Below are 11,676 nucleotides of genomic sequence, written 5' to 3'. Positions count from 1 at the left end.
CGAAGGCGGCCGACCGTAGCGCAGAATTTGGAACCCTGCGAAGTCTCGGTATCGCATCGGCGATGCTGCGCAGTCAAAATCCTGAGTCATCCTATAGTGGTAGTTTTTCTGAGATGCGAGCTATGGTATGTTTTGGGTCTAGCCTAAACAAACTTGCTTGGAGCGGTTTGACGTGAAGCGCGCGTTATCCCTTGCAGCTGCTTTTTGTCTCTTTCAATCTTGGTCGGCGGCCAACGGGGGAGAGGCGCCACCTGATGTCCGGATTCAATGGCAAGATCTGCAAGGTTATTCCCAAAAGATCAGCCACATCATTGGTGAAGATTGGCCGAACAACACGGGGGAGTCGCGTGGTGTGTTGTTCTCCTCCGCCAAGTTCCCGTTTAGTGCCGCGCTTGTTGTCCAACAAAAGGTGGAGTGTTCAGGAATCTTTATAGGGCAAGGCGTATTTTTGACTGCTGCACATTGCCTATGTCCGGGAATGCCTGATGCCTCAGCATGTGCACCTGCCGCCAGCCAATTTCGCGGAGAAGTATTTAGTCCCTGGTATGGAACGCTTAAAGTGGCGGGACAACCAATCGTCCACCCCGAGTTCAACTTGGCGGCGCTAGATAAGGTCGATGGCCCCGAACGGACAATCGCCGACCTCGCACTTGTTCCCGTCGACGCGCGTATACCGGTCCCGGAAATCGAAATTGCTGGTGAAGACGCTACAGTGCCACCTCTGGCCTTGGTGGGCTTCGGGCGAACAGATGTATCAAGCAATACAGCTTCGTCTAACCCAGTTCATGCCGGCCGATATGACAACTTTCCAACGGTTTCATATCTGCCGAAAGCCGTCGACTGCGCGCCGGCATGGGCGGCAACACAATGTTTTAGCTACACGGCAACGTCGTTTAAATCCGGTAAGGCAGCGCCCTGCAAAGGAGATTCCGGTGGAGCTATTTTGCAGCTGAGGAAGGGCGGAGGGATTACACTTGTTGGCCTCGCAAGTTCGCTTATCGGAAACGAACTCGCTTGCGACAGCTCGTCTTCGCACTTTTTCGTATCGATGAACCTTTCGAGGTTTCGCACATGGCTCGATGACGAAAGGAAGGTTTTTAGCAGCAACGTTTCGAGCGGAACGAAACCGGTGCTGAGAGCACGAGACTGTGTCGACGGTCTGAAACAAATTGAAGGCACAGCTACGGTCAGTGTCGCTCCGTTTGGAAAGTCAGATGTCGCCCCGTCGGTCACCTTCTTCGTATATTCTGAGGGTTCGGAGCCGAGTTCTAACTGCAGCGTCCTTTGGCAAAACGACAATGTGAGCGCGCAAATCTATGACCGGGCCTACAGATGTTCGGCCCCTGACGCCCAGAAGCTGTCAGTCGGTGGCCAATCCTTGATCCACATGCATGCCTGCAAAATCTCGGAGGGAGAGAAGCATGATTAGCAGAAGAGGATTTATCGTTTCCACACCAGTTCTGGCGCTGTCCTTGCAAGCAAGTGCGCAAGAAGCGCCTAATCTTGATCCGCTGTCAAACTTTAGGCCGCCGACGCCTGAAATGGAGTCCGTAACGAGTCCGACTGGAGACAATGCTACCCGAGGTGAGGATATCGCTAAGGCCTTTCGGTTGATGCTAAAAGCCCCACAAAACAAGGCTCCTATCGACGTCGCTAACTACTATAGTGAGTTACCTGATTTGAGTGCAACCGACGTCAAAGACAACGCAACTGGGAAATCGATGAAGCGCCTCTATCGGGAGGAATGGCCAGTCAGCGGTGCAGCGAACCCTATGATAGTCAATTTCTTCGCCTTTACGCAGCTTCTACCTAGTGGTGACCAAGTCGCATGGTGTGCTGCTTTTCTGAACTACACGCTGTGGGTTTCAGGTAAGCGGGGTACAGATAGCGCTGCTTCCGCAAGTTTTCGAAAATTGGTCAAAGCCGGCCACAGCCCTAAAACCGGCGACGTTGCTGTTTTCAAGCGGAACGGTGGTAACGGCGATGCGCCAAATTACCAGGGACACGTCGCCTACTACGTTGACCCGAAAGACGTCGACGCACAAAAATACAAAGCTCATCCGAGCGTGATAGAAAAATTCAAGGCCGGCGGAGGAAGCTACATCTATTGCCTTGGCGGAAATCAGGCGAGCCCCGGATCAACAGGCGGTGTGAAAGTAGCGGCGATCGAAACCGATGGCTATCACAAGCTCTTGGGATACGCTCCGATCTCCAGCCTCAAGGAGATCTAAATGAGGGGGCTATTCGTTCTGGCAGTCTTGGCTGTGCTTGGCCCCAGATCGCTTTCTGCGCAGGAGGCTGTGACAGTCATGCCGATGAACCGAGACGCGTTTGAAAATCTACAAAGCAAAGGGATCGCCGGGTTGGATCCAGATGTCCAGAACGCGATAGCGGCGTTGTTACAAAACAAAGGGTGCCCTAACTGCGTTACTGGCACGATCGACCCTGCCCAGCCTTTGCTCAAGACGCCTCCCGTCAAGGAGTTCAAGAAATTGCTCTGCCGGACCGACAAGAACACCGGCGTGCTGATTTGCGATGGCGAGAGGGTAAGCATTCCCTCTGCCATCACCACCGAAAGCGTGAAATCTTTTTTTGCCGCTATTACTGAAGAAGAGAGCGGGAAGTAGACTTCACAGCTCAAGCGAGCCGCACAAGCAGGGCTGCTTTTGCGCCCTGCTTGTGCGGCTTAACATTCATTAGCAACCACTATTGTTGCGAAGCTGCCAGCTGGATCCTAGGATCGGCTGCCAGCGGCACTGTGCCTGAACTTGCTAGGGGTCGTGCCTCGGCTTCGTCGAAAAGCACGCCCGAACGCGGCCTCTGAATCGTATCCGACGGCTTCCGCCACCTCGGCGACGGGGTAGGATCCCCGCGTAAGAAGGTCCGCCGCCTTTGTCATTCGGAACTCCGTCAAAAATTCGCCGACAGTCATGCCAGACGCAGCTCTGAAATGCCTGGCGAATGTGGCCCTCGAAATCGCCGATATGTCGGCAAGCTCTTCTAGGGTCCATGGTCGGGATGCATCTTGCAGCATGGCGCTGACCGCCTTTGATAGGCGAAAGTCTTTCATAAGGCCGGGAAGTCCGGCCACGTCTGGGCCGGCGTTGCGAAGGGCCATAGCTAGAAGAGCAAGTGACATAGAGGCCATGATCGTCAGCGATCCCGGCAGGTCTCTAGCTGTCTCGTCCTTTAGAATACCCACGATCGAAGCAAGCCGTACGTCGGACTGCTGGCCTGTAAGTGAAACTCGAACGACGTCGGGTAGTGTGTCGAGCAAAAGCCCGCTTGCCTTGGCATCGTAGTCAAAATGACCGCAGAGGAGATCTACGTCCGCGGCGACGCCAACTGTTCGACGCTGCATCAAGGGGCCGGCCTCAATCACGAGATTTGTTGTCGCGCCGCTTGGATGGCGATTCACAATACTATGGGCGCTTCCCCTGGTCAGTAATAGGATGTCGCCGGATTGAAGCTCGACCCGCCGTCCGCCTTCAAGCTCGATGACGCACTCGCCGCCGAGGACAAGATGAAAAGGCATGACACCCCTACTTGTCGGCTCGTGGCCCACACTAAATCGTCCTCCTAGTAAACAGTGGACGTCCACAGCAGGGCGCAGACGCGCGAGACCGATCAACTCACTCAAGACGTCCATTTCACACCTGTTTATATTTTGCTCATTGATACGATGGAGCCAAAAGCTGAGACGGATGAGCGTTCAACATTTGTCCCCGACGGCAGATGATCGCTGCATCGGGGCTGATCGCCCTCGACCACTCGTCTATCAAGGACAACAGCAATGAATGCAATTCTGACAAATACCCTCGGACTGATTGCCAGCTCCAGATCGAGCCGGATCGGCATCGGCGCAACCCGTATCGCCATCGCCATCGTCTTCATTTGGATCGGACTATTGAAGTTCGTACCCTATGAGGCCGACAGCATCACGCCGTTCGTCGCAAACAGCCCTGTCATGTCGTTCTTCTACGCCCACCCTGAAGAGTACAAGCAGCATCTGACCAAAGAAGGCGAACTGAAGCCGGAAGAGCGTGCTTGGCAGACGGAAAATCACACTTACCAATTCTCCGACGGACTGGGGACTGTTGAACTGATCATCGCGGCTTTGACGCTCTCCGGCTTCTTTTCTAAATGGGGCGGCCTTGCCGGAGCGGCCCTCTCTTTCGCGACGCCCATCGTGACGCTTTCCTTTCTCATCACCACGCCCGAAGCCTGGGTCCCAGCTCTTGGCGACGCCCAACATGGTTTCCCGTACCTATCAGGCGCCGGGCGGCTGGTCTTGAAGGATACGGTCATCATGGCAGGGGCGTGGCTGATCATCGTTGATACAGCTCGTGCTATTCTGAAAGACCGCGTCGTTGCAAAGACCCCGATCGCAGACTTCGTGCTGTCAGACGATATAGTCACCCGACTACACAAATAAATCTTGGGCTCGGGGCTCAGAAAAGGACGGCGCATCTACTGATGAAAGGAGAGGTGCCGTCCTTCTACGCTTCAGCGGCGGTAAGAGCGCCTGCCAAGTCCACCTTCGGATTACTAGCCGTCAAGTTGAGCTCGGCAGCTATTGATGGCGCATCAACCCGCTGCCGGTTGCCACTCTTCACAGGTTCGAAGATCGCAGACCAATCGAACTGCCAGTCTTTAAGGGCCGAAGACAATGCCAGCCCCATTGCGTGGCCCACCGCCGGAGCAACCGCATTACCGATTTGATCGGTGACGCTCTGAAGTCCGCCCGTAAAGTGCCAGTTATCTGGAAAGTCCTGCAGTCTCGCGCGCATACGGGTTGTAAGTCCGGGCAAAAAGCCCGGCTTGGCGGCATCTTCGTTCGTGGGCGCTGACTTTGCGGGCGGCGCGTATGAGACCCCGTTCTTCTTTGCGCGCCGCGCTTCGCCCTCCTGAGGACTTCCCTGGTATTTCCGAATAGTGTCCGACAATGCGCCAGTACCAAGTGATCTGCCAAATCGATCCTGCTCAGGCCGCTCTCTCATCATCCGGACCCACGCATCAGCGCCCGTCCAACCGTTGGCGCCCATGAGGTCCGCGAGGACGTCGCCCATGTTCTTGGCAAGTTGCGGGAATTTCGGCGGCATCACAAAATGCGAGTCCAGGTTCTTCTGAAAACCAACGATCATGATCCGCGAGCGATCCTGCGCAACGCCGTAATCGCGTGTGTTGATACGATTTATCGTAGTTTCATAGCCGGCCTTAGCCAGCTTCTGAAGCAAAGCGGCCACGTAGTCCGCATGGCGGGCATGCAGCAGCCCTTCAACGTTCTCGAAAAGAAATGCCTTGGGTCTGATCTCGTATACCGCCCGCACGCCCTCCATCAGGAGATCGTTCTCGTCGAGCTTTCCCTTCTTTTCGCCGACAGTGCTAAACGGCGTGCACGGAAGACCGCCAGCCAGCAGGTCGATATTGTCTGTTCTGTACTGGGTGTAATCAATCTGCCGGATGTCGGCTTCGATTACGTTCCAGTCCGGACGGTTCTTGCGAAGCGTCGCCGCAGCGTGCTTGTCGCGTTCGATAAGTGCGACGTGCTCAAACCCTGCGCGCTCAAGCCCAAGAGCCAGACCACCGGCACCAGCACACAGCTCGATCACACGTGGAGCAAACGCCTTCGGGGGCGCGGTCAGAGCCTTGCGCCAGCGCCCGTCAAACAAAATCCTGCTTTTCCCCGAGACCACCTGCAAAGAGCTCGTGTGCTGCGGACCAATCTCGGTAAGCGTGCCATTTGCGAAGTCCCTCAAAACTTCATGTGCGCGTGCCATCCAGTAACCTGACGACCTCGATTTGAAGCTTGAAACAGCAGGCAGTTCATCTCCGAACAGAGAAGTGAACTGCGCAAGCAAATTTCCTGCCTCGTGACGGAGCCCGGTCTGCACAACTGCGGATGAAGAACTGCCCTTCTTGCAATGAAGCCTGAGCTCTTCTGAAAAAGAGGAGACCCGGCGTTCGAACGACGTGATGGTCGCCTTCACGTGAGTCTGCGCCGCGGTAGCTACGATCTTCTTGTTCACAGCCGTCTGGATATCGGAGACCGAGAGCTTTGCTTCCGCAAGGCGTCTGCGGATGGCTGCAACGTCCTTGGTGTCTACCTGAGCACCGATCTGCATGCGCTCGATGACTTCCCGTCTGGTTTCGGCATCGGCTGCGACAAGGGCCTTCACCACCGGGAAGGAAGCACGGCTTTTGCGCAGAACCTCCTCCGATCCTTTGAGGGTGTGCGCGAATCCGACGTAGCTGGACAGCTCTCTTGCTGGCAAGTTACAGCGCGCCTTCAGGAAGTGCTTGGCTTCGGCAACAGGAACGATCGCCATGAGCTTTTCTACTTCGGCGGCCATCTCTAGGACGCGGGCCGTCATCGCCTCCTGGATCTTCAAGATCCGCTTACGGGCGTCGGAAAGCGCTTTAGCATTCATGTCGATTTTGGTCATGCGATCTGTCCTGTTTCGAGAGGTGCATACGACACAGGTCCTTTCGAGGTCGCAAACCCAAACGGTAAAAAAATCGCAAATTAAATGCCGGCTGATGCTCGCAACAAGAGAACGTCTTTGTGACAGGCTCTCCTTCACAACCACTGTGAATGCCGAAGTCTACGTATGATCATATGCGGTTTCGACAACGCAATTTAGGCTAAGGGGGGACAGAGGCAATTGCGCCTGACACTCAAGCGACGGAGGTTTGTGACAGGACACGCTCTGCAGGCATCAAAAGCCCGAACTGGTGGCAGCCGGCCGAAGCATTGGTCGCCGCGAGACAACAGGGCCGCAAGCTGTTCAGTTTGCGACTCTGTTAATTTCTCGTCTTCGGAAAGAAGGTCCACCTGCCGCAGAGGCGGAGACAAGCTGGCGCTACGCGGCCGCGCGAATATCGCTGGTTGGCCTAACGCTCCTGCGTAATTTCGACATCATCCTGTCCGCGTCGAACGGCGCCAACGGGGAACTCATCTCTAGCTCGACGGCCGCACGAAAGTCTTCCATCGTGACATCGGTTCGGAACTTGCGGGTCGCGCTGTTGCAGATAGGCTGCAGCGCTTTGACGAGGCGCGTCTCACGAGCCTGTATCCATTCGTACTTCGCCCACCAGTACCGGGCATAGGCGTCCGCACCAGTCAGCAGGGTATCGGCCTCAGGCAGGATACGTGCATACATGAAACTGACGTCGTCCATCATCGACCTTTCGTTTCCAGGCGCGAAAACGTCCCAGTTCCGCGTAGCGAACAGCGCCTTGCTATAGGTGCAGCTAGCATGCTTCGGCACGATGAACGGCGAAGGCGAGGCCGAGATTTCGTCGAGCGAGAGATGCCGGCCGCCAAGAAGGCTCGCATATTCGTCTGCAGGCGCCCCATCCAGCTTGAGGATCTTTTGCATACTGCGCGCAACGAAGGAGACCTCCGACGATCGCAGTGAGAAGAAGGTCAGGTGCATGTCCCAACGATCAAGGGCCGACCCAGTGAACGTAGTCTTCTTCGACCCGGTGTAGATGCCGACGTAATAAAGGATGCCTTTGCAGAAGAGACCGTAGATGCCCGGACCGCTCAGGTCCGGCCGGCGCTTCCACTTCTCGAGGCGCGTCGCTCGCAGGTTCGCGAACGAAGGATGACCCGGCCTCGTTCGCTCCTCGATCGAGAGCACGTCGGACGCGGGAAATGGGCCGTTCATCTGATAAAGCACAGGCAGACCTCCGCTTTTTTTGGCTCAGCTGGTTTGACCAGTCTTCATTAACATCGGGTGGACGAGAGGAAGATGGTCGGGTTGGTGGTTAACTGATCATTGCCCGGCTTCGCGGGGCGGCACGAGAAGGCTTCCGCGTCTTCAAGGCTGACACCGCTTAGGCTGAACATCTTCGTGCCATCTCCGCGCTCCAAGCGTCCGGCCGCCGGCAGCGGCAAGCAGTTGTCTCATTCAAGCTGGCACTCGAGCGACGCGCCGCGCACGGATGAACGAAGATGTTAGGTCGGCGGTCAACTTCGTGGCCTGATCGAACGCGTCTACCAGATCGGCGAACCACTCGTCCGGCCGACTGTCATCCGTCCCTGAGAGGTCGAAGTAGAGTGTGGGCGATCCGGGTCTGGGCCAAAGGCCAGTTTTGATGTGTAACCCGGTTAGGTGAACGAAGGCGGATGCATCCTCATAGGCCTCCGTCAAACCCGGATACCGCTCATTTAGCTTTCGATGAAGATACGCGTCGGTCAAAGGTTGATTATCGTGTGAGCGCAGCTTGCGGTAGCTTCCATCGTTCATCAAATGCCTTCCGGCCGCTTCCAAATCAGAGATGAGGGTTAGCCCGAACATTCGCAGGGCCGTATCGAGTTGCAGCCTGACGAGCTCGGCTGCCGATAGTGTATTTTTTGCCCTGATTAGCGAGCAGAATGCGTGGCTGAGCGAGGCCGTTTTCTTGATCGCGGCTAGAGCGAACCACTCGATGTCAGGAATGGTGGCACCCACCGGGCCCAGGAAATTCGTCGGCATGCTTGAAAGCTCGCCGGCGACCTTTTCGATTTCTCGGAGGCTCGCATTGAGGTCAAACGTCACAGAGATGCATCCTTGGGGTAGCTTGAATCTCACTCAAATCACAAAGGCCTTGATTTTGTTTGAAGCAATTGTGTTGTCCCTACGATCTGGCTTTCACGCCTTCTACAAGGGGGCTCATAGCCCGCAATGTTACTCTAGTGATCGCTTTGAGCTGTCCAACGCTCAAAGGATGTCCACCTAGGCCGATCCCCTGCGACGCCTTTGCCGTTTCTTGGAAGTGGGGCCTTGGATGCGGGTCGTGATGGACTCCGCCAAACACATTGGCAGGAAGCTTGATGGTGTGGCGGATGTCGTACGCCTTGCCGTTCAGATAAAGCACCACGTGGTTCAGGAAACCCTGGGTGTCGAGTCTAGCTGAAGGCGCATCTGGCCGCCGGGACTGCGGATCAAGCCCGTCCTCTAGGATAAGCAACTGATCGTGTTCGTCTGGTTGCACCGTGAACAACCCAACCTCGAACTCTAAGACGATTTTACTCGTGTTCACTGTCAGGGCGAGCGGATGTTGATCCACCAACAAGCTGCGTAGGATCCAAGCTTGATCGAGGACGTCAATCTCAGAACTGGAGTCCACCAAGATTGCGAGTTGCCGCATGCGATGCAGGAAAAGCAGTTCAGGTGTCATGAATTCCATCGTGTAGAGACTGACCTCGGGTCCGGTACCGATGAACCGCGCGGATGACTCAGTGATCATGTCTGTCGTGACCGTCATAGCAGATTCGCCGCGGACGGCGGTTCCCCAGTGAATTTGGACGAGGTCGCGCCGCGAGACACGCGATCTCCGCAAGAAAAGTGTCCCCTGCCAAACCGACAAGGTATCGGCAATTTTGTTAACCGCCTTCGATTACGCATCTGGAGACATCGAAAGAAAGCGTCACATGAGTCCGTATACGGCCGTAATCATCCTGATTCCTACCGCGTTTTTTGCACGCTGGGCTCTGCAAAAGGCATTCAAAGAGCTCAGCATCTTCAAAAGCACGGTCGTCCGGACCTACCAAGAAGATGGCGTGATGCCGCGCCCGATGTCCCCAAAGCCATCAGCCGCAAAACACGTCTTGTGGTTCATAATAGCGATAGTCTTGAGCGCGATCGCATCAGGACTTCTTTGGCAACTGAGTAGTTTAGTCAATTGGACCTCTGACGCCAACTTTTGACCCACGCAGTCCTAAGCGGACTGAGCAGGCTCAGATGAGTTTCGCCACCAATTCCCCGATGATCTCTCGATGACGCTTTGCAAAAGTTGAGCCGTACCACTTCCGATGGGGTCGTACATGTCATGGCAAGTTCCGTCAATTTCAATCAGTCGCAGTCGTCTTCCAAGAACGCTCTCGTCTTCCTCGAAAGTTCGAATGCGCGTCATACCAATCCGCGTTACCCGCGCCACTTCGGATTGGTCCGCCCTTTTCAAAACATAAATTGCGTCTTCGTTGAAGCCCCACGCTTTGGCGCTCAGCATGTTATTGGCGGTGAATAAATCCGCGTAACCCAACTCGCGCGACGCCAAATATCGCCAAGCTATTCCGGCCCAGGCGACAATGCCACTTGTCGCGACGCATGTGAGAACACACCATGCGACGCCACTCGCATAACCGCGATATTCGTCTGGAAAGATCCCGTACACGAAAACGAATACGATGACGATTAATCCGATGAGAGCCGAACTATAAACGATTTCGTCGCGCTGCACACATACGCCCGTCGCTCGGAGCGCTGAGAAGTGCTCCCACTGCTTTTCGTACGCCGTGTTAGAGCACGTCATGATATCAGACAGATCCTCATCGAACTCTTTAGCTGCGTTTCGAAGAGTATGAGCTACACCTTCCCGGCTGCTGCGGATCCATTGCTGTATATGCGCTACGCCCCTATTCGTGGCGCCTTGATATACGCCCGACGAATTCACGATCATCGAAAACCCTCCTGCACTTTCCAAGCTTGGAGTGGCCATTCGCCGGCGGCAACCCGGACTACCCGAAAACGTTTTGGCGAGAGGTACTTCGCTACCAGAGGGTGCTGCGCGAACGCGGCTGTCTGGATGCCGGTTTTCTCCCTCACAAGTGATCATCGGATCATGGGCGTTGACAGCCGGTCTCATAGTGCGCGCGCGGTGCCGGCGCATGGCGCCTACCGTCGGCCCGCTCCACCGTTTGTTCTCAACATGGAGATGCCGAAACACATCACAATAACAGAAGTTCGCCCGAGGCTCCGCAATGCGTTCGAGAACTGCGACAACGCCAGGGCCGGAGGAAGAGGTCGATGACATCACTCGTCAGCGGCGAACTTGATCACCCTTTTCCATAGGACGGTTACCTGTGTCGCCAAAGGCTTTCATGCGCCGGCGCGTGGTGCCTAGCGTCGGCTCGCTCAACCATGTTGCTCCAGACATGGAGAACACCGATGCCAAATCACATCACCATCAACGAGGTCCGTCCTCGATTCCGAAACGTCGTTCGTGAGCTGCGACGCCGCCTTGGTCCGACACTGGCTGAACTAAAGCTGACGCCCGTGTTGGACTGGGACGATGACGACTCGATGCAGATCATCTTCAGGACGGCCGACGAGGAGTCGTTATCTTGCGTGGCGGTTCGCTTCGAATTTTTGGAAGATGAGAACACTGACACAACCTGGAAGGACGCCCAACTCTGTCGCATATTTCTTGATGCGGAAGAGGTCGGCAACAATGGATGGCTGAGGCTCGACGACTACGGATCGTTCGGCGTCGTGTGTCATGATTACGCCACCAGCGAGGAGGCGGTCGACGACATTATCGAAAGCATTCGTGACCACGGAACTTATGGTGCCACGGCAGACAAGTGCATTTACGACGAACGCTTCGATGAAGCATGGCCACACATCGATAGCTTCATGAGCAGCATGGTCGACTTTACCGAGGTTATGTTCAACCGCGACCGCCGTGGCAGTCTCGTCCTCATGTTCGAGGATGGTCGTGAGCGGGACATTCGACTGGTTCTACCAAAGGGTGTCGACCAGTGGCGCTGCTACGTTGGAAAGCGGATGGTAGGCGAGGGAAACGCTGCAGACCTGCTAGAGGCGCACTTCCAAGCCAAGGACGAAGACAGCAGTTACGGATATTGATCATTGGGGCCGGATCCGGAAAGGTCCGCATTGGTTGGTC

General features: G+C 55.6%; 11 protein-coding genes. 5 read left to right on the top strand and 6 right to left on the bottom strand.

Annotated features, from left to right (window positions below; genetic code table 11):
• Positions 1-172 precede the first annotated feature (172 nt).
• Genes J5286_RS30350 through J5286_RS30340 form a run of 3 tightly spaced genes read left to right on the top strand, consistent with a single transcriptional unit; the run spans position 173 to position 2,627 of the window.
• The gene (locus J5286_RS30350; protein WP_209193709.1) at positions 173-1,429 is read left to right on the top strand and encodes a trypsin-like serine protease; all 1,257 of its coding nucleotides are present in this window, start codon (positions 173-175) and stop codon (positions 1,427-1,429) included.
• Positions 1,422-2,231 (top strand): C40 family peptidase, encoded by an 810-nt coding sequence (locus J5286_RS30345; protein WP_209193708.1) that lies wholly within the window; start codon positions 1,422-1,424, stop codon positions 2,229-2,231. The genes J5286_RS30350 and J5286_RS30345 overlap by 8 nt, the downstream gene beginning before the upstream one ends.
• Positions 2,232-2,627: a hypothetical protein gene (locus J5286_RS30340; protein WP_209193707.1), complete on the top strand. Its 396-nt coding sequence runs from the start codon at positions 2,232-2,234 to the stop codon at positions 2,625-2,627.
• 107 nt (positions 2,628-2,734) lie between these two features.
• Here J5286_RS30340 and J5286_RS30335 read toward each other — a convergent pair whose 3' ends face one another.
• A complete protein-coding gene (locus J5286_RS30335; protein WP_209193706.1) occupies positions 2,735-3,649 on the bottom strand; it encodes an AraC family transcriptional regulator in 915 nt (304 codons plus the stop codon).
• Positions 3,650-3,793: 144 nt separating this feature from the next.
• Between J5286_RS30335 and rclC the strand changes: the two genes are divergently transcribed.
• Positions 3,794-4,435: a reactive chlorine resistance membrane protein RclC gene (gene rclC / locus J5286_RS30330; RefSeq protein WP_280638517.1), complete on the top strand. Its 642-nt coding sequence runs from the start codon at positions 3,794-3,796 to the stop codon at positions 4,433-4,435.
• 64 nt (positions 4,436-4,499) lie between these two features.
• Here rclC and J5286_RS30325 read toward each other — a convergent pair whose 3' ends face one another.
• The 5 genes from J5286_RS30325 to J5286_RS30305 form a co-directional block, all read right to left on the bottom strand.
• Positions 4,500-6,446 (bottom strand): DNA cytosine methyltransferase, encoded by a 1,947-nt coding sequence (locus J5286_RS30325; RefSeq protein WP_209193705.1) that lies wholly within the window; start codon positions 6,444-6,446, stop codon positions 4,500-4,502.
• Positions 6,447-6,863: 417 nt separating this feature from the next.
• Complete coding sequence (locus tag J5286_RS30320) at positions 6,864-7,685, bottom strand: hypothetical protein (protein ID WP_209193704.1); 822 nt, start codon at positions 7,683-7,685, stop codon at positions 6,864-6,866.
• A gap of 231 nt (positions 7,686-7,916) precedes the next feature.
• Entirely contained in the window at positions 7,917-8,546 is a 630-nt protein-coding gene (locus tag J5286_RS30315; RefSeq protein ID WP_209193703.1) for a hypothetical protein, read from the bottom strand.
• 79 nt (positions 8,547-8,625) lie between these two features.
• Positions 8,626-9,255 (bottom strand): hypothetical protein, encoded by a 630-nt coding sequence (locus J5286_RS30310; RefSeq protein ID WP_209193702.1) that lies wholly within the window; start codon positions 9,253-9,255, stop codon positions 8,626-8,628.
• A 453-nt stretch (positions 9,256-9,708) separates the two neighbouring features.
• Positions 9,709-10,449: a hypothetical protein gene (locus J5286_RS30305; protein WP_209193701.1), complete on the bottom strand. Its 741-nt coding sequence runs from the start codon at positions 10,447-10,449 to the stop codon at positions 9,709-9,711.
• A 488-nt stretch (positions 10,450-10,937) separates the two neighbouring features.
• Between J5286_RS30305 and J5286_RS30300 the strand changes: the two genes are divergently transcribed.
• Positions 10,938-11,636: a hypothetical protein gene (locus J5286_RS30300; protein ID WP_209193700.1), complete on the top strand. Its 699-nt coding sequence runs from the start codon at positions 10,938-10,940 to the stop codon at positions 11,634-11,636.
• Positions 11,637-11,676: the final 40 nt, after the last annotated feature.

The organism is Rhizobium sp. 16-488-2b, assembly GCF_017741815.1.
Lineage (GTDB): Bacteria > Pseudomonadota > Alphaproteobacteria > Rhizobiales > Rhizobiaceae > Rhizobium.
Note: the sequence above shows the minus strand (reverse complement) of the source record. Positions and strands in the feature narration are given on the sequence as shown.

Bases quoted from the DNA above. Each gene is read 5' to 3' on its own strand.
- J5286_RS30305 (WP_209193701.1), bottom strand. From the start codon at position 10,449: ATGATCGTGAATTCGTCGGGCGTATATCAAGGCGCCACGAATAGGGGC.
- J5286_RS30310 (WP_209193702.1), bottom strand. From the start codon at position 9,255: ATGACGGTCACGACAGACATGATCACTGAGTCATCCGCGCGGTTCATC.
- J5286_RS30325 (WP_209193705.1), bottom strand. From the start codon at position 6,446: ATGACCAAAATCGACATGAATGCTAAAGCGCTTTCCGACGCCCGTAAG.
- J5286_RS30340 (WP_209193707.1), top strand. From the start codon at position 2,232: ATGAGGGGGCTATTCGTTCTGGCAGTCTTGGCTGTGCTTGGCCCCAGA.
- J5286_RS30300 (WP_209193700.1), top strand. From the start codon at position 10,938: ATGCCAAATCACATCACCATCAACGAGGTCCGTCCTCGATTCCGAAAC.
- rclC (WP_280638517.1), top strand. From the start codon at position 3,794: ATGAATGCAATTCTGACAAATACCCTCGGACTGATTGCCAGCTCCAGA.
- J5286_RS30335 (WP_209193706.1), bottom strand. From the start codon at position 3,649: ATGGACGTCTTGAGTGAGTTGATCGGTCTCGCGCGTCTGCGCCCTGCT.
- J5286_RS30345 (WP_209193708.1), top strand. From the start codon at position 1,422: ATGATTAGCAGAAGAGGATTTATCGTTTCCACACCAGTTCTGGCGCTG.